Annotated in this window: 20 protein-coding genes and 2 tRNA genes; 14 read left to right on the forward strand and 8 right to left on the reverse strand. The window is 61.7% G+C overall.

Translation table 11 applies throughout. From position 1 onward, the window contains the following. Window positions 1-11: 11 nt before the first annotated feature. On the reverse strand, window positions 12-149 hold the full coding sequence (rpmH, locus tag CJ028_RS08100) for a 50S ribosomal protein L34 (protein WP_010204566.1): 138 nt from the start codon (window positions 147-149) through the stop codon (window positions 12-14). A gap of 475 nt (window positions 150-624) precedes the next feature. On the opposite strand from rpmH, the gene dnaA reads away from it, so the two are divergent. The 9 genes from dnaA (at window position 625) to CJ028_RS08145 (ending at window position 10,871) form a co-directional block, all read left to right on the forward strand. Further along, window positions 625-2,043, forward strand: a complete 1,419-nt coding sequence (gene dnaA, locus CJ028_RS08105; RefSeq protein WP_105034751.1) for a chromosomal replication initiator protein DnaA — start codon at window positions 625-627, stop codon at window positions 2,041-2,043. 445 nt (window positions 2,044-2,488) lie between these two features. Further along, window positions 2,489-3,646 (forward strand): DNA polymerase III subunit beta, encoded by a 1,158-nt coding sequence (gene dnaN, locus CJ028_RS08110; RefSeq protein WP_105034752.1) that lies wholly within the window; start codon window positions 2,489-2,491, stop codon window positions 3,644-3,646. A gap of 5 nt (window positions 3,647-3,651) precedes the next feature. Then, window positions 3,652-4,818: a DNA replication/repair protein RecF gene (recF, locus tag CJ028_RS08115; RefSeq protein WP_105034753.1), complete on the forward strand. Its 1,167-nt coding sequence runs from the start codon at window positions 3,652-3,654 to the stop codon at window positions 4,816-4,818. Then, window positions 4,811-5,350, forward strand: a complete 540-nt coding sequence (locus CJ028_RS08120; protein ID WP_105034754.1) for a DciA family protein — start codon at window positions 4,811-4,813, stop codon at window positions 5,348-5,350. The genes recF and CJ028_RS08120 overlap by 8 nt, the downstream gene beginning before the upstream one ends. Window positions 5,351-5,471: 121 nt before the next feature. Beyond that, complete coding sequence (gene gyrB / locus CJ028_RS08125; RefSeq protein ID WP_105034755.1) at window positions 5,472-7,490, forward strand: DNA topoisomerase (ATP-hydrolyzing) subunit B; 2,019 nt, start codon at window positions 5,472-5,474, stop codon at window positions 7,488-7,490. 67 nt (window positions 7,491-7,557) lie between these two features. Continuing rightward, on the forward strand, window positions 7,558-10,122 hold the full coding sequence (gyrA, locus tag CJ028_RS08130) for a DNA gyrase subunit A (protein ID WP_240607165.1): 2,565 nt from the start codon (window positions 7,558-7,560) through the stop codon (window positions 10,120-10,122). Then, window positions 10,115-10,519, forward strand: a complete 405-nt coding sequence (locus CJ028_RS08135) for a DUF3566 domain-containing protein (protein ID WP_105034757.1) — start codon at window positions 10,115-10,117, stop codon at window positions 10,517-10,519. Before gyrA ends, CJ028_RS08135 begins: the two co-directional genes overlap by 8 nt. Before the next feature lie 138 nt (window positions 10,520-10,657). Continuing rightward, window positions 10,658-10,731: transfer RNA gene (locus CJ028_RS08140), tRNA-Ile, on the forward strand. Between the two features lie 67 nt (window positions 10,732-10,798). Then, window positions 10,799-10,871, forward strand: a tRNA-Ala gene (locus CJ028_RS08145). Between the two features lie 222 nt (window positions 10,872-11,093). Here the strand turns inward: CJ028_RS08145 and CJ028_RS08150 are convergent. Further along, complete coding sequence (locus tag CJ028_RS08150; RefSeq protein WP_105034758.1) at window positions 11,094-11,621, reverse strand: hypothetical protein; 528 nt, start codon at window positions 11,619-11,621, stop codon at window positions 11,094-11,096. 152 nt (window positions 11,622-11,773) lie between these two features. Between CJ028_RS08150 and CJ028_RS08155 the strand changes: the two genes are divergently transcribed. After that, window positions 11,774-12,313 carry a peptidylprolyl isomerase gene (locus CJ028_RS08155; RefSeq protein WP_105034759.1) on the forward strand — a complete coding sequence of 180 codons (540 nt, stop codon included), beginning with the start codon at window positions 11,774-11,776 and terminating at the stop codon, window positions 12,311-12,313. Window positions 12,314-12,477: 164 nt separating this feature from the next. After that, window positions 12,478-13,170 (forward strand): rhomboid family intramembrane serine protease, encoded by a 693-nt coding sequence (locus tag CJ028_RS08160; RefSeq protein ID WP_240607154.1) that lies wholly within the window; start codon window positions 12,478-12,480, stop codon window positions 13,168-13,170. Window positions 13,171-13,324: 154 nt separating this feature from the next. Here the strand turns inward: CJ028_RS08160 and CJ028_RS08165 are convergent, their stop codons facing one another. Beyond that, window positions 13,325-13,570, reverse strand: a complete 246-nt coding sequence (locus CJ028_RS08165; protein ID WP_105034761.1) for a cell division protein CrgA — start codon at window positions 13,568-13,570, stop codon at window positions 13,325-13,327. 80 nt (window positions 13,571-13,650) lie between these two features. Between CJ028_RS08165 and CJ028_RS08170 the strand changes: the two genes are divergently transcribed. Genes CJ028_RS08170 through CJ028_RS08175 form a run of 3 tightly spaced genes read left to right on the forward strand, consistent with a single transcriptional unit; the run spans window position 13,651 to window position 15,275 of the window. Then, a complete protein-coding gene (locus CJ028_RS08170; RefSeq protein WP_105034762.1) occupies window positions 13,651-14,469 on the forward strand; it encodes a class E sortase in 819 nt (272 codons plus the stop codon). Between the two features lie 9 nt (window positions 14,470-14,478). Beyond that, window positions 14,479-14,640: a hypothetical protein gene (locus tag CJ028_RS21080; protein ID WP_167395135.1), complete on the forward strand. Its 162-nt coding sequence runs from the start codon at window positions 14,479-14,481 to the stop codon at window positions 14,638-14,640. Beyond that, entirely contained in the window at window positions 14,637-15,275 is a 639-nt protein-coding gene (locus CJ028_RS08175) for an anthranilate synthase component II (protein WP_105034763.1), read from the forward strand. Before CJ028_RS21080 ends, CJ028_RS08175 begins: the two co-directional genes overlap by 4 nt. 100 nt (window positions 15,276-15,375) lie before the next feature. On the opposite strand, the gene pknB is transcribed toward CJ028_RS08175, so the two are convergent. The 5 genes from pknB to CJ028_RS08200 form a co-directional block, all read right to left on the reverse strand. Then, the gene (gene pknB / locus CJ028_RS08180; protein ID WP_105034764.1) at window positions 15,376-17,070 is read right to left on the reverse strand and encodes a Stk1 family PASTA domain-containing Ser/Thr kinase; all 1,695 of its coding nucleotides are present in this window, start codon (window positions 17,068-17,070) and stop codon (window positions 15,376-15,378) included. A 79-nt stretch (window positions 17,071-17,149) separates the two neighbouring features. Continuing rightward, entirely contained in the window at window positions 17,150-18,853 is a 1,704-nt protein-coding gene (locus tag CJ028_RS08185) for a protein kinase domain-containing protein (RefSeq protein ID WP_105034765.1), read from the reverse strand. Further along, window positions 18,850-20,301 carry a peptidoglycan D,D-transpeptidase FtsI family protein gene (locus tag CJ028_RS08190; RefSeq protein WP_105034766.1) on the reverse strand — a complete coding sequence of 484 codons (1,452 nt, stop codon included), beginning with the start codon at window positions 20,299-20,301 and terminating at the stop codon, window positions 18,850-18,852. The genes CJ028_RS08185 and CJ028_RS08190 overlap by 4 nt, the downstream gene beginning before the upstream one ends. Then, a complete protein-coding gene (locus tag CJ028_RS08195; protein WP_240607155.1) occupies window positions 20,302-21,690 on the reverse strand; it encodes an FtsW/RodA/SpoVE family cell cycle protein in 1,389 nt (462 codons plus the stop codon). Further along, a complete protein-coding gene (locus CJ028_RS08200) occupies window positions 21,683-22,918 on the reverse strand; it encodes a PP2C family protein-serine/threonine phosphatase (RefSeq protein ID WP_105034767.1) in 1,236 nt (411 codons plus the stop codon). The genes CJ028_RS08195 and CJ028_RS08200 overlap by 8 nt, the downstream gene beginning before the upstream one ends.

Genomic DNA, 22,918 nt, shown 5'->3' on the forward strand with positions numbered 1-22,918 from the left:
CAGACTCTGGCCTACGCGGAGAGTTCGGTGCGACCCTTGCGACGGCGAGCACCGAGGATGGCGCGGCCTGCACGGGTGCGCATACGCAGTCGGAAGCCGTGCACCTTGGCGCGACGACGGTTGTTCGGCTGGAAGGTTCTCTTGCTCATAGTTCAATCTCCACGTATTTGAATCACCGCTGGCCAAATTCCGCTCGCCCAGAACAGCAGCGCGCACAGGAGTCGGAAGCCCGCGGGATGGGGTCAACTGATTAAAACTACGGCCTCGGCCCCTTCTGGTCAAACTCAGGCACCGAATCGGCCGATTCTCCACAATAATGACTCCAACACAGATACCAAGCGGAGAAGGCAGGTCACTGTTGAATTCGCCTCGCTGAGCGGGATTGACTACCGTAAAGACAAGTTATCCACAAGTTGGTGGCATCAACCTGAGAATTAGGTCAGTTTTATACACAAGCGGTGGATAACTTTAACGCTGAACTCGAACCCAGATTTCGAACCAGGCTCTAGAACGCGCGCCGTGCTGGCCCAGGGACGTTGGTTTGACTGGTTCAAGACCGGCCCCGCACACTCGCCCGCCACGGTCCAACAGTGAAAACCTCGAAATATACAGATTGTAGGAACAATGGCAGACGTAGAAGCGCCGATAGCCGAAACCTGGCGGTCCGTTCTGACCACGTTGGAATCCGACGCTACGATCACGCCCATGCTTTACGGGTTTCTCAGTCTGGTCGAGCCGAAGGGCATCGCTGCCGGAACCTTCTATCTCGAAGTCCCCAACGAGTTCACGGCCAGTATGCTCAACCAGCGGATGCGGGTCCCGCTGCTGACCGCGATGGGCCAGCTCGACGAAGCCACCGCCGTGTCGACCTTCTATGTGGTCGTCAACCCTGAACTCGAGCAGGAATCCCTGCGACCCGTGCAACAGACGTTGACGCCGCCCGATGTCATCACCCCGGCCCCGCCGCAATCCATATTCGAGGGTGCGGTTCCGGCGCAGCCGCACGAAACCCGGCTGAACCCTAAGTACAGTTTTGATAACTTTGTGATCGGCCAATCGAACAGATTCGCGCACGCTGCGGCTGTGGCCGTGGCTGAGGCGCCGGCCAAGGCCTACAATCCACTTTTCATCTACGGGTCGTCGGGGCTGGGCAAGACTCACCTCCTGCACGCAATCGGTCACTACGCCATGAGCCTGTACCCGGGCATCCGCGTGCGTTATGTCAGCTCAGAAGAGTTCACCAACGACTTCATCAACTCCATCGCGAACAACCGCGGATCAGCCTTTCAGGCTCGGTATCGCAACATCGACATCCTCATGATCGATGACATCCAGTTTCTGCAGAACAAAGCTGAAACCCAGGAAGCCTTCTTTCACACCTTCAATACCCTGCACGACCACAACAAGCAGGTGGTGATCACGAGCGATTTGCCACCGAAACACCTCACCGGCTTCGAAGACCGTATGCGCAGCCGTTTCGAGTGGGGCCTGATCACGGATGTCCAGGCTCCCGACCTCGAGACCCGCATTGCTATTTTGCGCAAGAAGGCCCAGAGCGAGAAGCTGCAGGTTCCCCATGACATTCTCGAGTTCATGGCGTCGAAGGTCTCCTCCAACATTCGAGAATTGGAAGGGACTCTGATTCGGGTCACCGCTTTTGCAAGCCTCAATCGCACGCCGGTGGACATGGATCTGGTGCAGACGGTGCTCAAGGACTTGATCACCCTGGATGAGGACAACGTCATCGCTCCGGTCGACATCATCACGAACACGGCCAACTACTTCAAACTGTCCGTCGACGATCTTTACGGGTCCAGCCGATCTCAGGCAATTGCCACTGCGCGCCAGATCGCAATGTACCTGTGCCGTGAGCTGACCAACCTATCCCTACCCAAGATCGGTCAGCTGTTCGGCAATCGTGACCACACGACGGTGATGTATGCGAACAAGAAGATCAGCGAACTCATGAAGGAGCGCCGATCGATCTATAACCAGGTTACCGAGCTGACCAACCGCATCAAGCAGGACCATCGATACAAGTAGTGTTCACCGACTTCAGCTCGGTAAATTTCGGCCCCTCGGGAAGCTCTGACGAGTTTTGACCCGCAGGGGCCGAAATTTTTTTAGTTTTCACACCTGTGGATAACCCTGTGGAATTAACTCACATAACCGGTCGTCGCCTGTAGAAACTCGAGGCCTGCCTGTAGAAACTTGTAATTACCAAGAGTTGTGCTTGCTCAAACGAATGACAAACTTCCACAACTCGCCCACAACTTACAAACGTGTAGTTCCCAATGCCTGAGGGCTTTTCACAGAGTTATCCACAGTTTCCACAACGGTTAAGAAGATTAACAAGAATTCTTTAACCGTGATCCAGCCGACAACCTTGAGTGCCAGGTCCCTCAAACCAACACGGTACCGATGAGACCTGTGACAACGGCTAGCATTGAGGCCCACCCATCCGCCCATCGAACGCAAGGAATGTTTCGTGAGATTTCAGGCCAATCGGGATGTCTTCAGCGAAGCAGTTTCCTTCGCGGTCAAACTTCTGCCCCAACGCACGACCCTGCCGATCCTGAGTGGTGTCCTCATCGAGGCGACCGCCACGGGCTTGATCCTCTCGTCGTTCGACTATGAGGTCTCCGCTCAGACGGAGATCGTGGCCGAGGTCGAAGAGACCGGAAAGGTTCTCGTCTCCGGCCGACTTCTCGCCGAAATCGCCAGCCGCCTCCCCAACGCTCCCGTGCGCTTCTCTACGGAAAATTCACGCATCAAGGTCAGCTGTGGATCCGCGAGCTTCACCCTGCTGTCCATGCCGGTTGAGGAATATCCGAGCATTCCGGTGGTCACCACGCAGTCCGGCCTGGTACCGGCTGAGGAATTCGCGGCCGCTATCGCCCAGGTTGCCGTCGCTGCCTCGCGCGACGACGTTACCCCCGTCATCACCGGGGTGCAGCTCGAGGTCACGGAGAACAGCCTGAGCCTTGTCGCAACCGACCGCTACCGTGTCGCGGTTCGTGAAATTGATTGGGATCCGGGTAGCAATACTGCCGGCAGTGAAACGGTAACAATCACCGCACTTGTGCCGGCCCGTACCCTGCAGGAAGTAGGCAAGACCTTCGGTCACAGCGGAACCATTTCGGTTTCCATCACGAACAGTGATGACCGCGAACTGATCGCGTTCACCGCGAACAAGAAGACCGTCACGTCGCTGCTGATCAAGGGTAATTTTCCCCCGGTTCGTCGCCTGTTCCCGGCCACCGTTGACAACTACGCGGTGATGAACACGGCCGACCTGATCGAAGCCACCCGGCGCGTTCAGCTCGTGTTGGAACGTGAGGCCGCACTGCGTTTTACCTTCGCCACCGACGGTGTCACCCTCGAAGCTGTCGGATCTGAGCAGGCCCAGGCTTCGGAAACCATCGATGCGATTCTCTCCGGCACCGAGACCGTCGTCTCACTCAAGCCGCAGTTCCTCCTGGACGGACTCAGCGCCGTGCACTCGGAATTCGTGCGCATTTCGTTCACGAAAACGGAAAACCCGAATAAGCCCGGGCCGGTATTGATCACCAGCCAGACCTCGCGCGAGCAGGCCGGAGTGGACAGCTACAAGTACCTGCTGCAGCCCAACCTGCTGCTGCGCTAACCCCGGTGCGGGTCACCCACCTCTCTCTGACCGACTTTCGCAACTATGCGAACGCCGAGGTTGGTTTCGTTTCCGGCCCGAACCTCATCGTCGGCAGGAACGGCCAGGGCAAAACTAACCTGGTCGAGGCGCTCGGCTTTCTCAGCACGCTCGGATCACACCGAGTTTCCACCGACAAAGCCATGATTCGGTCCGGGCAGGATGCCGGCATTATTCGGGCCCGGCTCGAATACAACGGACGGGATATCCTGGCCGAGGTACAGCTGAACCGTGCTGGGCAAAACCGGGCGCAGGTCAACCGATCGGTCATCAAGACCCGCGATCTGCCCCGCTATTTTTCGAGTGTGGTGTTTGCTCCTGAGGACCTTGCCCTCGTGCGCGGTGATCCTTCGGGGCGTCGTAAGTTTCTGGATCAGCTGTTGGTGCTGCGCAGCCCGCGATTAGCCGCAGTGCTCAGCGATTACGACCGGGTGCTCAAACAGCGCAATACTCTTCTCAAATCGGCCCGGTCCTCGGGAATGCGCGGAAATCAGCTATCAACACTCGATATCTGGGATGAACGGCTGGTGGAGTTCGGCTCGGAAATCATAGATGAACGCGCCAAACTCGTGCAGCAGCTTGGTGAACCGTTGCGCGCGGCCTATCGTGCTGTCGTGAATGAAGATCATGGTCCGGCGCTGGTAGCGAGCCTCAGCATCCTTGGTGCCGACGAAGACGCCGACCTCGGCGTGGTTACTGCCAGCGTCCAGCAATCCGCGGCTTCGGTGGAGTCATCTACCAATGAGATCTTTCGAGCGGCGCTGGGCGGATTGCGAAAACGTGAGTTGGAACGGGGCATCACCCTCGCCGGACCGCACCGCGATGACCTGGTCTTCATGCTCAATGCCCTGCCGGCCAAGGGATATGCCAGCCACGGGGAGTCGTGGTCTTTCGCCTTGTCATTGAAACTCGCATCCGCTCAGTTATTGCGGCAGGAATCAGCCAGTGGCGACCCGGTCCTCATTCTCGATGACGTTTTTGCCGAGCTCGACCTGCAGCGTCGGGCCCGGCTGGCCGCCGCGATTGGGTCGTTCGAGCAGGTCTTGATCACTGCCGCGGTACTCGAGGATGTTCCGCCGGCTCTCGTGGCGCACACCATTCACATTCATGCCGGAGCTGTCATCGATGGCTGAAGAAAATGTTCCACGTGAAACAACCGAAACCTTCGAGTCGGTGGAATCTGGTACCAGTGAAGCTGCACAGGTCTACCTGCGCTTCAAGAGCATTTTCGGGGATCCCAACGCCAGGCGCTCACGCGGCCGCAAACGAATTGCGCCGGTGGCCGGCTCGAGTGTTCCCTTCGGGATCGGACGAGACCCGCGTGGTCTGGGCGACACGATCAATTCGCTGACCATGCAGCTGGGATGGAACTCACCGCTGGCCCAGTCCGAACTTTTGGCGTCCTGGACGGAGCTGGCCGGTGAAGAAACCGCTAACCATTCGACCCCGGCCGGCATCGACGACGGCGTGCTCACGGTGCACTGCGAATCCACTGCCTGGGCCACCCAATTGCGACTGATGCGTAATGTGATCATGGAACACATTGCGAATCGGTACCCGGACGCAGGCATTCAATCAATTCGTTTCCAGGGGCCTAACGCTCCTTCCTGGAAAAAGGGTCCCAGATCAATTCCAGGGCGTGGTCCACGCGATACCTACGGGTAACCCAACAATTAAGGTCAACCCCTTGAACAAAACGCGTCAAACGGCGATTATGGCCGGTTGCTCTCCCCCCGTTTGGTAGACTGAATGGTCGCCCGTGCGATGGTCAGGAGCCTAATTTCAGATGACAGTTGAACCGACGCCCGAACGCACGTCCCCAGATATATCCCCAGCCGTGGCGGAGCGGGAGCCGGAGCACGAATACGGTGCCGATGATATCCAGGTGCTCGAAGGCCTGGAAGCTGTTCGCAAGCGACCCGGAATGTACATCGGGTCCACCGGACCGCGCGGACTGCACCACCTCGTCTATGAGATCGTCGACAACTCTGTCGACGAGGCTCTCGCTGGACACTGCGACACCATTGACATTCGTATTCTCCCCGACGGAGCAATCCGCGTCGAAGACAACGGTCGTGGAATTCCTGTCGATATCCACAAGGCAGAGGGTCGGTCGACCGTTGAGGTCGTACTGACCGTACTGCACGCCGGTGGCAAGTTCGGCGGTGGCGGCTATTCCGTCTCCGGTGGCCTGCACGGCGTCGGAAGCTCCGTCGTCAACGCTCTGTCGAGCCGCCTAGAGGTTGAGGTTCGTCGCCAGGGGTTCATCTGGCGCCAGAGTTTCGCCAACGGTGTTCCGAACGCTCCGCTCGAGCAGGGAGAGGCCAACGACGAAACCGGCACGACCATCACATTCTGGCCGAGTGCTGAAACGTTCGAAACGATCGAGTTCGACTACGAGACCCTGCGCGCACGTTTTCAGCAGATGGGCTTTCTCAATAAGGGCCTGCGCCTCACTCTCACCGACGAGCGTGAAGCCCACCGAACCGACGACGGCAAAGCCGTCAGCAACACTTTCAAATACGACCAGGGTCTCGTCGACTACGTCGAATACCTGAACCGTGCCAAGAAGGCCGACCTCGTCAACGACGAGATCATCTCGTTCGAGTGGGAAGATCACGAGCGCAAAATGGCCCTCGAAGTGGCCATGCAGTGGACCACGGCATACACCGAGAGCGTGCACACCTACGCGAACACCATTAACACCCACGAGGGTGGCACGCACGAAGAGGGATTCCGCGCCGCTCTGACCACGCTCGTGAACAAGTACGCGCGGGAGAAGGGCATCCTGAAAGAAAAGGATGACAACCTCACCGGCGATGACGTGCGTGAGGGACTGACCGCGGTCGTATCGATCAAACTCGCCGAACCGCAGTTCGAAGGCCAGACCAAGACCAAGCTCGGCAACACCGAGGCGAAGTCGTTCGTGCAGAAGGTCGCCAACGACCAGCTCACCGACTGGTTCAACCGCAACCCGAACCCGGCACGCGAGATCATTCGCAAATCCCTGCAGGCCTCCAACGCTCGCATGGCAGCCCGCAAGGCTCGTGAAACCGCGCGCCGCAAGGGACTGCTTGAGGGTGGCGGCATGCCGGGCAAGCTCAAAGACTGCCAGAGCAAAGACCCCTCGATTTCTGAGATTTTCATCGTGGAGGGTGACTCGGCCGGCGGTTCGGCCGTACAGGGTCGTAACCCCGAAACGCAGGCGATTCTTCCGCTGCGCGGCAAGATCCTCAACGTGGAGAAGGCCCGGCTCGACCGTGCGCTCGGCAACAACGAGGTGCAGGCCATGATCACCGCGTTCGGTGCCGGTATCGGTGAAGAGTTTAACCCCGACAAGGTGCGTTACCACAAGATTGTTTTGATGGCCGACGCCGACGTCGACGGGCAGCACATCACGACCCTGCTGCTGACCCTGCTGTTCCGCTACATGCGCCCGTTGATCGACCTCGGCTACGTGTATCTGGCCCAGCCGCCGCTCTACCGGCTCAAGTGGAGCAACTCGCCGCACCAGTATGTGTACTCCGACGTCGAGCGCGACGCCCTCCTCGCCGATGGTGCCGCCGCCGGCAAGCGTATCCCGAAGGACAACGGAATCCAGCGCTACAAGGGCCTCGGCGAGATGGACTACAAGGAGCTGTGGGAAACCACCATGGCCCCCGAATCCCGCACTCTCCTGCAGGTCACCCTGGACGACGCGGCATCCGCCGACGAAATCTTCTCCACCCTGATGGGTGAAGACGTCGAATCACGACGCAACTTCATCCAGAAAAACGCGAAGGACGTGCGTTTCCTTGACATCTGACGACACCACGGGCCAGCCCGACGCCGAAGAGACGGCGGCAACCGCGGCCGCTGCGGCAGCCCACCTCGTGCAGCACGGCAAGATCGACCAGGTCGACCTGCAGCTGGAAATGCAGCGTTCCTACCTCGATTACGCGATGAGCGTTATCGTCGGACGTGCGCTGCCCGACGTGCGTGACGGCATGAAGCCGGTACACCGCCGCGTGATCTACGCCATGTTCGACGGCGGTTACCGGCCAGACAAGGCGTTCTCGAAGTGCGCTCGCGTCGTCGGCGATGTGATGGGTCAGTTCCACCCGCACGGTGATTCCTCGATCTATGACGCGCTGGTGCGTCTCGTCCAGCCGTGGAGCCTGCGGTATCCGCTCGCCCTGGGCCAGGGAAACTTTGGTTCCCCCGGTAATGACGGTGCCGCTGCGCCGCGATACACCGAAACAAAGATGGCCCCGCTCGCCCTCGAGATGGTGCGCGATATCGACGAAGACACCGTCGACTTTCAGGACAACTACGACGGGCGCACGCTCGAGCCGACCGTGCTGCCGGCCCGTTTTCCGAACCTTTTGGTCAATGGCTCGGTCGGTATCGCTGTTGGTATGGCCACCAACATTCCGCCGCACAACCTGCGCGAGGTCGCTGCCGGTGCCCAGTGGTATCTCGACCACCCCGACGCCGACCGCGAAGAACTGCTCGAAGCGCTGATCGCGCGCATCAAGGGCCCTGATTTTCCTACCGGCGCGCAGATCCTCGGTGTCAAGGGAATTCAGGATGCCTACCGCACCGGTCGTGGCTCGATCACGATGCGGGCCGTCGTTAGCATCGAAGAGATTCAGGGTCGCACCTGTCTCGTGATCACCGAACTGCCCTACCAGGTGAACCCGGACAACCTGGCGATCAAGATTGCCGACCTGGTCAAGGACGCCAAGATCACCGGCATCGCGGACATTCGCGATGAGACCAGTGGTCGTACCGGCCAGCGCCTCGTCATCGTGCTCAAGCGCGATGCCGTTGCCAAGGTGGTGCTGAACAACCTGTACAAGCACACTCAGCTGCAGGAGAACTTCGGCGCCAACATGCTCGCCATCGTTGATGGCGTGCCCCGCACGCTCTCCCTCGACGGTTTCATCTCGGCCTGGGTCGCCCACCAGATCGAAGTCATCGTTCGGCGCACCCAATTTCGCCTGAACAAGGCCGAAGCGGATGCCCACATTCTGCGCGGTTACCTCAAGGCGCTGGACGCACTCGACGATGTAATTGCGCTCATTCGTCGCTCCAACACGGTCGACGACGCCCGCGAAGGCCTCATGGCCCTGCTGGACGTGGACAAACTGCAGGCCGACGCTATTCTCACCATGCAGCTGCGTCGCCTGGCCGCCCTCGAACGTCAGAAGATCATCGACCAGGCCGCCGAGCTCGAACTGCAGATCGCCGAGTTCAAGTCGATTCTGGCCAGCCCCGAGCGTCAGCGCACGATCATCAGCGAAGAACTCGCCGAGATCACCGCCAAGTTCGGCGATGACCGCCGCACCGAGATCATGTTCGGTTTCGACGGCGACATGTCGATCGAAGACCTCATTCCCGAAGAGGAGATGGTGGTCACCGTCACCCGGGGTGGCTACATCAAGCGCACCCGCAGCGACAATTACCGCAACCAGCACCGCGGTGGCAAGGGCGTCAAGGGCGCCCAACTGCGCGCCGACGACGTGGTCGAACACTTCTTCGTCACCACGACGCATCACTGGCTGCTCTTCTTCACCAACACCGGCCGGGTCTACCGGGCCAAGGCCTACGAGGCTCAGGAATCCGGGCGCGACGCCAAGGGTCAGCACGTCGCCAACCTGCTCGCCCTGCAGCCGGGCGAGGAAATCGCGCAGATTCTCGATATTCGGGACTACGAGGTAGCCCAGTATTTGACCCTCGCCACCCGCGATGGCCTGATCAAGAAGACCGCTCTCAGCGAGTACGACACCAACCGTACCGGCGGCATCATCGCGATCAAGCTGCGTGAGGGCGACGAGCTCGTCTCCGCGCTGCTGGTCGAAGATGATTCCGATCTGCTGCTGGTCTCTCGCAAGGGCATGTCGATTCGCTTCACCGCCACCGACGAGGCCTTGCGCCCGATGGGCCGAAGCACGTCCGGCGTGATCGGAATGCACTTCCGCGGCGAGGACACCCTGCTGGACGCATCCGTTATCAATGACGACGGCTATGTCTTCGTGGTGACCGAGGGCGGTTACGCCAAGCGCACCGCCGCTGACCAATATCGGCTGCAGAATCGCGGCGGTTTGGGTATCAAGGTGGCCAAGCTCAACGACGACCGCGGTGACCTGGTGGGCTCGCTGATCGTGAACCCCGAGGACGAGGTCCTCGTGGTTCTTGCCAGCGGCAAGGTGGTACGCTCTGACGTCGCCGAGGTTCCAGCCAAGGGCCGGGACACGATGGGCGTTGTGTTCGCGAAGTTCGCGGATGAAGACCGAATCATTTCAATCGCGAAAAACATCGAACGAAATCTGGTCGCCACGGACGAAGAGGGCGCAGCGGATGCCGATGCCACGGCTGGTAGCGTCGACACCAGTGCTGCAGATGGCGCGGTTCCGAACGCGGATTCAGGGAAAGTAGAGACACCGAATGAGTAGCGTCGCAGAAAAGCTCGCCAAGAAATCCACTCGCAAGACCGCCAGCAAGCAGGTTCGCCTCAAATTGGTCTACGTCGACTTCTGGTCGAGCGTGAAGCTGTCGTTCCTGGTGGCAGTATGCCTCGCGATCGTCACGATCGTGGCTACCTTCTTGACCTACACGGTGCTGGTACAAACCGAGGTACTGACCAAGGTCGACGACCTGTACGCCACGGTAGCGGGAGAATCGGCCGACCTGGCCGCCATTCTCTCGATCGGCAACGTCATGGGCTTTGCAGTCGTCGTGGCGGTTCTGAACATGGTTGTAATCACCGCCCTTGGTGCCATCTACGCCGTGCTCTACAACCTGAGCGTCAAAATCACCGGCGGTCTGCTCGTCGGCTTCACCAATAATTAATCACTTCACACGCACGATCGAGGGCTGTTTCACCCCGGAACAGCCCTCGTAGCCCAAAATCACGGTGATTCTCCAGCTGGAGGGTGACTCGATTTCAGGTTCCGGCCAGATTCCGGTAGTCTTCAATCTGCCCAAGAGGGGGATATAGCTCAGTTGGTTAGAGCGCTTCACTGATAATGAAGAGGTCCCAGGTTCAAATCCCGGTATCCCCACGCAGCACCAGATTCACCAGTTCTCACCCGTCTTTACCGGTTTATCAATCTGTACCGGTCGGGTAAGGGGGCCATAGCTCAATTGGTAGAGCGCCTGCTTTGCAAGCAGGAGGTCCGGGGTTCGATTCCCCGTGGCTCCACAAACAGGTGAACGGCCCGTCTTCGGACGGGCCATTCTTTTGTCCCGATCGTTTCTGTCTCAGCCCGCGACTCCACCGCCTGCGTGAGGGACCAGCGCCGGGCATCCGCTGGAATGTCGCGTGTGCAGCCCCCAGCAGGGCGTCTCGGCCACGGCCGCCGTAAATGCCGCAGGGCCCACATCCGATGGATGCGGGCCCTGCACGAGCTGGTGAGCGTCTGGTTTAGTCTTCCTGCTGCGCGGCGGGTTCGACCTCGTCATCGGCGACCCAGAGCTCGTCGTCGGCACGAAAGGTCTGCCAGACCGCGTAGGCGACGCCTACGGCGGCTACCACGGCCAGACCGAGGGCGAAGTAGGTCCCAGCTCCCGGCCCCTTAGGTTCGACCACAACCGGCTTCTGCAGCCGGAGTCGACCCAGTGCGGCGCGCACCCGGGCGTCGCGGGCGACGTCACCGACGGACATGACCGTGCCGATGGCGGTACCGATACCGGGGAGAACATCGTTGACGACGCGGCGGCGCACGCCGTCGGCAGCTTCCTGGGTGGCGTTCACGCTCGGGCGAACGTAGTGGTCATAGCTCTCGCGTACTCGCGGACCCACTTCTTCGCGCGCGAGGATTCCGGCCTGATGACCGGCCTGACGAGCGAGGACGTTCGCTCGTTCCAATACTTCTTGCTGGTGGCTCCATAATTCGTCTGCGCTTTTGCGCAGCCGAGTGAGTTCCTTGCGGCGCTTGCGTGACAGGCTCATCTAGACCCTCCATCGATGTCGTGTGGCGAATGTGTCTCTATCTTGCCACTGAGTGCCCATCTTGCCACCCAATCGACGAGTTGCCAGCGAATGCACTGGGAGCGGGTAGCGGCAATCCGATTTGGTCGAGGCAGCTGTGCAAGAATCGATGTATGTCTAAGCACACTGCTGTCGCCACCCTGAACACCACCCTCGGACCGATCAAGGTCAACCTCTTCGGCAATCACGCGCCGAAGACGGTCAAGAACTTCGTCGGCCTCGCGACCGGCGATATCGAGTGGAAGCACCCCGCCACCGGCGTCGCCTCCACCACGCCGCTCTACGACGGCACGATCTTTCACCGCATCATCAAAGACTTCATGATTCAGGCCGGCGACCCGCTCGGCCAGGGCACCGGTGGCCCCGGCTACCAGTTCGACGATGAAATCAGCCCCGACCTCGACTTCACCCAGCCGTATGTGCTCGCCATGGCCAACGCGGGAATTCAGGGCGGCCACGGCACGAACGGTTCGCAGTTCTTCATCACGGTTGTTCCGACCACCTGGCTGCAGGGAAAGCACACCATCTTCGGTGCCGTCGAAGACGAGGCCAGCCGCGCAATCGTCGCCAAGCTCGCCACCGTCGCAACCGATGGTCGGGACCGCCCCCTCGAGGACGTCTCCATCGAGAGTGTCTCCGTCGAGAACGTCTAACCAGTACCTCTGCACAGAAGATGAGTGATCTGCCGGCTTCGGCGGCGAATTTTTGCTACCGCCATCCGGGGCGGCAGAGCTTCATTCTGTGTCAGCGTTGCGGTCGCACCATCTGCGCGGAGTGCCAGACCCAGGCTGCCGTCGGGGTCATCTGCCCGGAGTGCATGAAAGAACAGCGCAAGAACGCGCCCCGCACCAAGCCGGCGGTGCTCACCCGACTGGCCGGCAGCGGGCAGCCCACGGTGACCTATTCCATTATTGGAATTACCATCGTCTTTTATCTGCTGCAGTTTGTATTCGGGGGTCAGGTCACTGGTCTGCTCTGGTACGCCGGGGCTTACTCCTATCCCGGCAGCTTTGAGCCCTGGCGCATGCTCACCACGGCCCTCGTGCACGGCTCCATCTTCCACGTGCTGCTGAATATGTACACGTTGTGGATCTTCGGCCAGCTTTTGGAATCTTTACTGGGCCGCGGACGCTACCTGGCGCTCTACCTGCTGAGCGCGCTGGCCGGTTCCCTCGGGGTGTTGTTTATGTCCGGTCCCACCACGCCGGTAGTGGGGGCATCCGGCGCCATCTTCGGCTTGATGGGCGCGTTCCTGGTGATTCAACGCCGACTCGGCGGCAATGCTACCCAGTTACTCGTGCTGGTCGGTATCAACCTCGTGATCGGATTCATTCCGGGACTGAATATTGCCTGGCAGGCGCACGTCGGCGGAATCATCGGCGGTGCGGTGCTCGGCTTAATCTTCGTGCAGACCAGGCGCATCCGCCAGAAGTCGCTGCAGATTGGGCTGATCGCCGCGTTCGCCGCAGTACTGGTGCTGCTCAGCTTCGCGCGTTTCTTCGTGGGTTAGCCAGCCGACCGCCTCACGCGGCGAGTTATCCACAGGTCTATCCACATGGGGATAATTACACCGGTGTTATTACCCGTGTTATTACCTGACGGTAACCGGGCGGTAACGGCTCACCGTTCGGGTGTGACTGGTTAGTGCCCGATTTGGCGCTGAACTAGCGCCAGCGCGTCGTCATCAGAAAGCCGATGAAGGCGATTCCGAAGCCGACCAGAATGTTCATGGCGCCAAGTCCCGCGATGGGAAGCTGGCTGCCGCTGATGTAGAACACGATGATCCAGGCCAGACCGAGCAGCATGAATCCGAACATGACCGGCTTGAACCAGACGGCGTTGGGCGCGTCTTCGTTCGAGCGGGCAACGTCGGTGCGGGCGGGCCGGGTGCGGGGATTCTTACGTGCCATTCTGCGATCCTAGCGTCTTCGCCTGTTTGAGTGGATTTGACGCGGGCTACGGGTCCCTCTCAGGTCGGTAGACTTGCAGTATGTGTCCCCAGGCAGACGATTCCGTCGAGAGTGTCACTAAGCGTCCGCGCCGGGTGAAATCGGGCAAAATCACCGTCGTCGGCGTTCTGGGTGAACTGCTCATCACCGCCGGTGCACTCGTTTTACTGTTCCTGGGTTGGCAGCTCTGGTGGAATGACATGATCATGGCCAACTCGCAGTCCTCAGCTGCCAGTGCGATCAGCCAGGACTGGATCGACCAGGACACTGCGACGCCCGAGCCCGTTCCGAGCACTGACCCGGCCGAACCGAACGCTGAACCGGCTCCCGTTGACTACGGAGCTCCGATCGTGGCCACCGCCCCAGCCAATGCCAAGGCTTTTGCCGTGTTGTATGTGCCGCGATTCGGCGCTGACTATCACCGCACCATTGCCGAGGGCACCGGCCACGATGTCTTGAACAGCAACCGCCTCGGAATTGGGCACTACGACGGTACGCAGATGCCCGGCGAGGTGGGCAACTTCGCCATCGCCGCCCATCGCAGCGCCTTCGGCGGCGGCATGCACCTGATCAATGAACTCCAGCTCGGGGACGCCATCTATGTGCAGACTGCGGACGGCTATTACACCTACCGGTATCGCGATATGGAATACGTGGCGCCGTCACAGGTGCAGGTGCTGGCATCCGTTCCAAACCATCCCGATGCCAGCGCGGTCGACCGTATCATCACCCTGACCAGCTGTAACCCGTTGTATTCCACTGCGGAACGTATCATTGCCTACGGCGTGTTCGAATCGTGGCATCCGCTCTCGGCCGGCGCTCCGGCTGAACTCGCACCAATCATCGCAGCCCAGGGCTAGGAGGCTTTCATGTACGCAGTACTGTGGCGAGTTCTTCCCGGACCAATCTGGGTGCGCATCATTCTGATTCTGATCCTGCTACTGGCGGTACTCGCCGTGCTGGCCACCTGGGTGTACCCCTGGATCGACGGAATGCTCAACAGCCAGGAAGCGACGGTGGGCGGCCCATGACCCGTATTCTCGTGATCGACAACTACGACAGCTTTGTGTATACCCTCAACGGGTACCTCATGGAGCTCGGCGCTGAGACCGAGGTCGTGCGCAACGACTCCTTCGAGAAAGCGGATGCGGCCTCCCGTATCGCCGACTACGACGGCGTGCTGATCTCCCCGGGTCCCGGTAAACCGTCAGATGCCGGTGCTTCCATTGCCGTGGTTGAGGCGGCACTGGCGGCCGAACTGCCGCTGTTTGGCGTGTGCCTCGGGCACCAGGCCATCGCTGAGGCCTTCGGAGCCACGGTGACCAACGCCGAAGAACTGATGCACGGCAAAACATCACTCATCACGCACGACGACAGCGACTTCTATGAGGGCGTGCCGCAGCCGTTCACGGCCACACGGTACCACTCGCTTGCCGTCGTCGCGTCGACCGTTCCGAGTGACCTCGTGGTGACGTCACGCACGCAGGGCGGCGTCATTATGGGGCTGCGCCACACATCCGCTCCTATTCTGGGCGTGCAGTTTCACCCGGAATCAGTGCTGACCGAGGGTGGCTACCGCATGCTCGGCAATTGGCTGGCCATGACCGGACTCGAGGGTGCCCAGGAGACGGCGAAGTCGCTGCACCCGCTGCTGCGCCTCACCTAACCGTCTTTTTCTGGACGGGGCCCAGGCCCCGTCCGTGGGCCTAGTTTATAAACTGGGCCCACGGTCCGGGCCCGGGCCCCGTCCAAGAAGCGGGAGGGGGTTAGGAGCCGGAGCAGTAGGTGAGGGTGATGTCGGAACGCTGGGGGACATCGCCGGGTGCCAGGGACTGAGCCTTGATCGGGGAACCGGACTCCTGAGCGCAGGTGGGGTCAGGCTTGGAGACGGGCGCGAGACCATTGCTGCTGACCAGATCGATCGCGGCGACGAGCGACTGACCGGTGAGATCCTCGAGCGTGACGAGCCCGCTCGACACGGTGTAGTTGATCGTGTCCCCGGCGAATTGTGAGGATGCTGCCGCCGGGTCGGTGCGCATGACGACATCGGCGGCCGCGGTCGGCGAGTTCTCGGTGGTGACCGACCCGGAAACGAAACCGAGCGCTTCGATCGCGGCCTGGGCATCCGCTATGGGCTGGTTAAGGACGTCGGGAACGACGACTGGCACTGGACCGGTGGAGACGAAGACCTTGATCACGTCGGAGGGGTTCACGATGGTGTCGGCTGGCGGGTCGGTGCGAATGACCTGATCGGCGGGCACCGTGGTGCTCGACTCTTCGGCACGCGTGGCCGCAAGATCCAGGTCGAGAAGGGTGTTCTGGGCATCATCGTAGGTCTCGCCGGTGAGCGAGGGGATCTGGCGTGAACTGTCGGGCAGTTCCACCGAGGGTTGCAGATTCGCCACCCAGATCATCACTGCCACGACAATGACGACGACGCAGACGATTCCGGCCCAGACCCAGATCACCGGAGGGCGCCGCTGCGTGCGGACCATGGTCTGGTCTTCGGAGAGTTGTTTGAGGGCCAGGGCCGAGCCGGTGATGGCAGTGGGCGCGGCGCCGAACAGTCCGGTACCGATCTCCTCGCCGGCATGATGGATGGGGATCTGGCCGGACCCGGCGGTTTCGACATCGTTGCGAAACTCGACGGCGCTCTGGTAGCGGGCAAAGCGGTCCTTGGCCAGGGCGTGCAGCACAACAGAATCGAGGGCTGGCGACACCCGGGGGTTGATCGCGGACGGCTTGACCGGCGTCTCACTGACGTGCTGGTAGGCGACGGCCACGGGGGTATCACCGCGGAACGGCAGGCGGCCGGTGAGCATTTCGAAGAGAACCACACCGGTTGAGTACAGGTCGGTGCGCGCATCGACGGACTCGCCCTTGGCCTGCTCGGGGGAGAAATAGGCGGCGGTGCCGAGGATCGCGGTGGTTTGGGCCACGGTCGTGGCGGAGTCGGAGATTGCACGGGCGATGCCGAAGTCCATCACCTTCACCTGGCCGGACTTGGTGATCATGATGTTACCCGGCTTGATGTCGCGGTGCACGACGCCAGCCCGGTGGGAATACTCGAGGGCGGTCAGCACCCCGTCGATGATGCGCACGGCCTCGGCGGCCTCGATCGGACCTTCGCGAATGATGTCCTTGAGCAGCCGACCGTCGACGTGTTCCATGACGATGAACGGAATCTGCGAGTCATGGCCGGACTCATCGGTGACGGTCTCTTCGCCGGCGTCGAAAACGCGCACGATCGTCGGGTGAGCCATGCGGGCTGCGGCCTGTGCCTCCTGGCGGAAGCGGGTGCGAAACGCCGGGTCGGCCGCGAGGGTGGACTTCAGCAGCTTGATCGCCACCGTGCGGCCAAGCCGGGAATCGGTGCCGATGTGCACGTCGGACATGCCGCCACGGCCGAGCAGGGCACCGACCCGATAGCGACCCGCGATCAAACGACCAGAGTCAGGCACTACAGCACTCCCCCACAATCAGACACTGTGTTCGGGTTGGACACAGTGTGGGCTACTTTACCGCACGGCATGGAGAGAGTTACCCGACTGTCGGCGTGACTGTTACAGATTCAGACGACGGCGAGAAATCGGAGCCGACCTGGCCGCAGAAGTAGCTGAACTTCACCGTGAAGGGTGCGTTGCCCGCGGTCACGGTCGTCGTAGTGACTGTCGCGGCAGTGAGGCCGTCAGCGGCGACGACGGCTCCGCCACCTTCAGCGACGACCTTATAGCCCGACAATGTCTGGCCGGTGGGGCAGGTCTGCGCGCTCCAATTAATGGTTACCGAATCCCCTTCGAGCACTGGGGGTGTAGAAGTGACGGTCGGGGCTGATGTCGGCGTGCTCGGCAATGCAACGGGCCCATAGACGGTGAGGACCACCTCAGTGCCAGCCGGAACCGGGCCGGTGGGGTTCACCCGATAGACCTTATCGACGCTGTCGCTGGTCTCGGCGGCATTACCCGTGACAACGTTGGACCGGAAGCCCATGTCGACGAGCAAGGCTGCGGCTTCGGCGCTCGGCTTGCCAATGAAGTCGTCGGGATTGACCGAGGTGTTGGTGGGGGTTGGGGTGGGTGTCGGGGTCGGCGTCGGTGTGGGAGACGGCGTCGGCGTGGTCGACGGCGTCGCCGACGTCTCCGCCGGCACCGGAGTCTCGTTGTTCTGGGTGAACAGCGCAATGAGCGTGCCGGTGAGCACGATCACGAGCAGGGCGACGAGGGCAATCAGCGGCCAGGTCCACTTGCTGCGCTTCTTCTTCTCCGCCTCGGCGGCCGCGGCAGCGGATGCCCGTGTGATGGGCGCACCGGTGGCCGGAAGGATGGTGGTCGCCTGGTCGTTACCGGCACCGGGCATGAGCATGGTGGCGCTGGTGGCCGAGAGGCCGCCCAGAACGGATGGCACGGCTACGGCGGCCGCGGCCACGTCACCACGACGCAGAGCGGATGCCGCGCGCGCCAGGTGCGCAGCGGACGCCGGCCGGTCGGCCGGGTTCTTGGCCAGGCAGGCGAAGACCAGGTTGCGTACCGGCTCTGACACGGTTACCGGCAGGTCTGGCGCGATCTCGTTGATCTGTGCCATGGCGATGGCGACCTGCGACTCGCCCGTGAACGGACGTCGGCCGGCGAGGGACTCGTAGGCGACGATTCCGATGGAGTAGATGTCGGTGGTCGGGGACGCCGGGTGTCCGCTGGCCTGTTCGGGCGAGAGATACTGCACGGTGCCCATGACCTGACCGGTCGCGGTGAGCGGCACCTGGTCGGCGATGCGGGCGATACCGAAGTCGGTGATCTTGACCCGGCCCTCGGGGGTGATGAGCAGGTTGCCCGGCTTGATGTCGCGGTGCACCAGACCCGCCGCGTGGGCGGCGTGCAGCGCAGCCGAGGTCTGCGCGACAATGTCGAGCACCTTGTCGGTCGGCAGCACGTGTTCGCGCTCGAGAATGGTCGAGAGGGCCTCGCCGGGAACGAGTTCCATGACGAGGAAGGCGCTGCCGTCTTCTTCGCCGTAGTCGAAGACATTCGCGATGCCCTCGTGGTTGACGAGAGCGGCGTGGCGGGCTTCGGCGCGAAAACGCTCGAGAAAGCCCGGGTCGCCAAGGTACTCGTCCTTCAAAATCTTGATGGCGACACTGCGCCCGATGACGAGGTCGGTGGACTTCCACACCTCGCCCATGCCGCCAATCGCAATGCGCGACTGCAGCTCGTATCGTCCCCCGAAGGTGAGGCCAGCTGTGGGTCTCATTTGTTAAGCACCGCCTCTAGTACTTCCTGTGCGACAGGTGCGGCAAGAAGGTTGCCGAACCCGGTTTGTCCCATTCCCCCACCGTTCTCAACGAGAACGGTAATGGCATACTGCGGGTCGTTCGCCGGTGCGAATCCGGTGAACCACAAAGTGAATGGATCGGTTGACCCGTTCTGAGCCGTGCCTGTTTTTCCCGCCACGTCAACCCCGTCTATTCTTGCATTGCTTGCCGCTCCATCCTGAACGCCATTGATCATCATCGCGGTGATCGTCGCGGCAGTTTCCTCGCTCATCACCCGCCCAAGTTCGACCGGTTTGAAGGTTTCGAGGGCGCTGAGGTTGGGCGCGAGAATTTCCTGCACCAGGTTGGGGGCCATCACGACACCGCCGTTCGCGATGGCGCCGCTCACCATGGCCATCTGCAGCGGCGTCGCCTGAACATCGAATTGGCCGAACGCCGACTGCGCCGTCTGCGGATCGTCGAGCCCGCGCGGGTAGACGCTCTCGCTGACGTTCATCGGGATGCTGTAGTTGCTGTTGAAACCGAATTTCTCGGCCGTCTCACGAATGGCCGTGTCGCCCAGCTCGAGGCCGAGTTCAGCGAACGGGATGTTGCAGGACAGCCGCAGAGCGGTGGCGAGGGTGACCGTCTCGCCGGCGCCGCAGGTTCCGCCGCTGGAGTTCTCGATCTCACTCGTTGTGCCGGGCGCAGTGTAGACGGAAGGGTTCGGAAAAGTGCTCTCCGTGGTGTACTTGCCCGATTCGAGCGCGGCCGTGGTAACGACGAGTTTGAATATCGATCCGGGAGGGTTGAGCGAATTGATCGCCCGATTGATCAGCGGGTCGTTCGGGTCGGCCAGGAGGGCGTCGTAGCTCGCAGTGACCTCAGCGTTGTTGTGCACCGTGAGCAGATTTGGGTTGAAGCCTGGTTTGGAGACCATCGCCAGGATGCGGCCCGTGGCGGGCTCGGTGACGACGACCGATCCGGTGTAGTCGCCGAGGGCATCCCAGGCTGCCTGCTGGGCGACGGGATCGATGGTGACCTCAATGGCTGCGCCCTTCGGGTCCTGGCCGGTGACCAGGGCGCTGATCTTGTCGAAGAACTGCGAGTTGGAGTTGCCGGTGAGTTCGGCGTTGAGAGCGAACTCGAGGCCGGTCGGTTCGCCGTTGATCGGGATATACCCGGTGATCGGCGCGTACAACTCTGGATTGGTATAGGTGCGCAGAAATTTGTAGTCGTCGTCGGCCGGCATTGACTGTGCGATCGGTTCGCCGGCAACCAGGATGGCGCCGCGCTCAACCTGGTAGCTGTCGTAAAGCGTGCGGGTATTGCGCGGGTCGGCCGACAGATTGTCGGCCTGGAAGGCCTGCACGACCGAGGTTGAGCTGAGCAGGGCGACGAACATCAGCATCACGACGATACTGACGCGCTTGAGTTCGCGGTTCACTTAGACCACCAGCCTGGGTTGGTTGCGCACGGTGTCGGAGAGCCGCAGGAGCAGGGCCGCGATGATCCAGTTGGCGACGAGTGATGAGCCGCCAGCGGCCAAGAAGGGGGTGGTCAAACCGGTCAGCGGAATGACCCGGGTGACACCGCCGATCACGATGAAGCACTGCAAAGCCACGACGAAGGCGAGGCCGACAGCGAGCAGCTTGCCGAAGTCATCCTGCCCGGCGAAGCCGATGCGGAAACCGCGGGCCACGAACAGAAGGTACAGGGCGAGAATGGCGAAGATTCCGGCGAGCCCGAGCTCCTCGCCGAGGCTTGCGATGATGTAGTCGCTCTGCGGGACCGGGGTGATCTCCGGGCGCCCCTGGCCCCAGCCGGTGCCGAGCAGGCCCCCTTTCGCAAGGCCGAACAGCCCCTGTACCAGCTGGAAGCTGCCGCCTTTGGCGTCGTAGACAGCGGGGTTGAGGGCGTCTAGCCAGTTGGTGAAGCGGCCGTTGACGTAGTTGAGGGTTTGGCTGGCTATCAGGGCTCCGCCGAGGAATAGGCCCATGCCCAGGATGACCCAGCTCAGTCGACCGGTGGCGAGGTAGAGCATGACCAGGAACAGGCCGAAGTAAAGCAGAGCCGTGCCGAGGTCGCGCTGAAAGATAATGACCGACATCGACAGAGCCCAGACAACGAGAATCGGGCCCAGGTCGCGAAAGCGGGGAAACCGGGCGCCGAGAATTTTCTTGCCGACCATGGAAAGACTGTCGCGGTTGCGCACCAAGTAGCCGGCGAAGAACACGGCGAGGGCGATTTTGGCGATCTCACCGGGCTGGAAGGTGCCGAAATTACCGAAGCTAATCCAGACCCTGGCGCCGCTGACCTCCTTGCCGAGGCCCGGCACGAGCGGCAGAAAGAGCAGGAGCACACCGACGAGACCAGCAATGTAGGTATAGCGAAACAGCACGCGATGGTTACGAATAACCAGCAGCACGACGATGGCGCTGAAAATGGCCAGGGCACTCCACACTGTCTGACGAACGGCGGCGCTCTCCCAGCCACCCTGCTTGTCGGCGATATCGATGCGGTAGATCATGGCGATGCCGATGCCGTTGAGCACCGTGGCGATCGGCAGAATGAACGGGTCGGCATCGCGGGCGACGAAGCGCAGCACGATGTGCAGGCCGATCACCAGGGCCGACAGGCCGGCGCCAAGCAGCACGAGGGTCGGATCCAACTCGCCGAGGGCACCGAGTTGCACGAGCACGACCGCGCTGGCATTGATGAAGCACGCGATCAGCAGCAGGAACAGTTCGAGGTTGCGCAGTTTCTGGGGCAGGTGCAGCCGACGCACCGGCTCGGTCACCGCCGGGCGCGCCGTTTGAGTGGATGCCTTACTCAACGATTGCTCCCTTCAGCCGCTCGATGATGGCCAGGGCGTCGGCGAGGGAGCCGGCGTTGATGGTTTGTTCCACCTGCTGACGGTCGTAGACGCGCAGGTCGGACAGATTAATGTCGGTGTCTTCGTAAACACTGGAGAGCTTGATCGGGCCGATGTCCTGCTGTACGCCCTGGTAGATAGCGACGCTGGAGCCGTCGACGCCCACGAAGTAGCGGGTTTGAGTCCACTGGTAGCCGATGATCGTGGTCGTGACGATGCTGAGCACCAGCAGAATGACGCCGACCAGCCAGGTGACCTTGCGGCGGCGCGCGCGGCGGGCATCCTCTTCGATCAATTCCGACAGATAGTCCTGCGAATCGGGTTCGAAGTGGGTTTCGCGCACCGGGTGCAGGCGGAGGGCCGGGATGCGCAGAGCACGGTTGCGGCCGGGTTCCTCACCGAAGGCGAGCGGATTCGCGGCGGAACCGACGATGACCGGGGTGTCTGTGCGCGCTGAGCCGTCGCCCGCGCCGATGTCGACGATGACGACCGTGACGTTGTCGGGGGCGCCGCCGTCGAGGCTCTCTTTCACGAGCAGGTCGGCGACATCCTGCGCGTTGGCACCGCTCGCCAGGGCGGAGGCCATATTGGTGTGCGAGACGACGCCGGTGAGGCCGTCGGAGCAGAGCAGCCAGCGGTCGCCGGCGGTCGTGGCGAGAATCGAGGTGTCGATTTCGGGACTCGCTTCGACGTCGCCGAGTACGCGCATGAGCACGGAGCGACGCGGATGCACCATGGCTTCGGCCTCGGTGATGCGGCCGCTGTCGACCAGACGCTGCACGAAGGTATGGTCGATGGTGATCTGGGACAACTCGTTGTCGCGCAGCAGGTAGATGCGCGAGTCGCCGATGTGGGCGATCGCGACCTCGTTCTCGAGCACCACGATGGCGCTCACGGTCGTGCCCATGCCGGTCAGTTCGGCGTGTTCGAAGACCGTTTCGGCCAGCTGGGCGTTGGCACCGATCAGGGCGGCCTGCAGGGCGAACTCGGCGTCCTGCGCGCTCGCGTAGGGCTTGTCGGCCTCGATGATGCGCTTGGTGGCGATCGACGACGCGACGTCGCCGCCGGCGTGGCCGCCCATGCCATCGGCGACCACAAACAGGCTCCGTCCGGCGTACCCGGAGTCCTGGTTGTTGGAGCGAATCTTGCCGACGTGAGACGCGGCTGCGCTATGACTGACAGTCGCCAT

Origin of the sequence: Cryobacterium aureum, from assembly GCF_002954245.1 — a bacterium.
Classification (GTDB): Bacteria; Actinomycetota; Actinomycetes; order Actinomycetales; family Microbacteriaceae; genus Cryobacterium; species Cryobacterium aureum.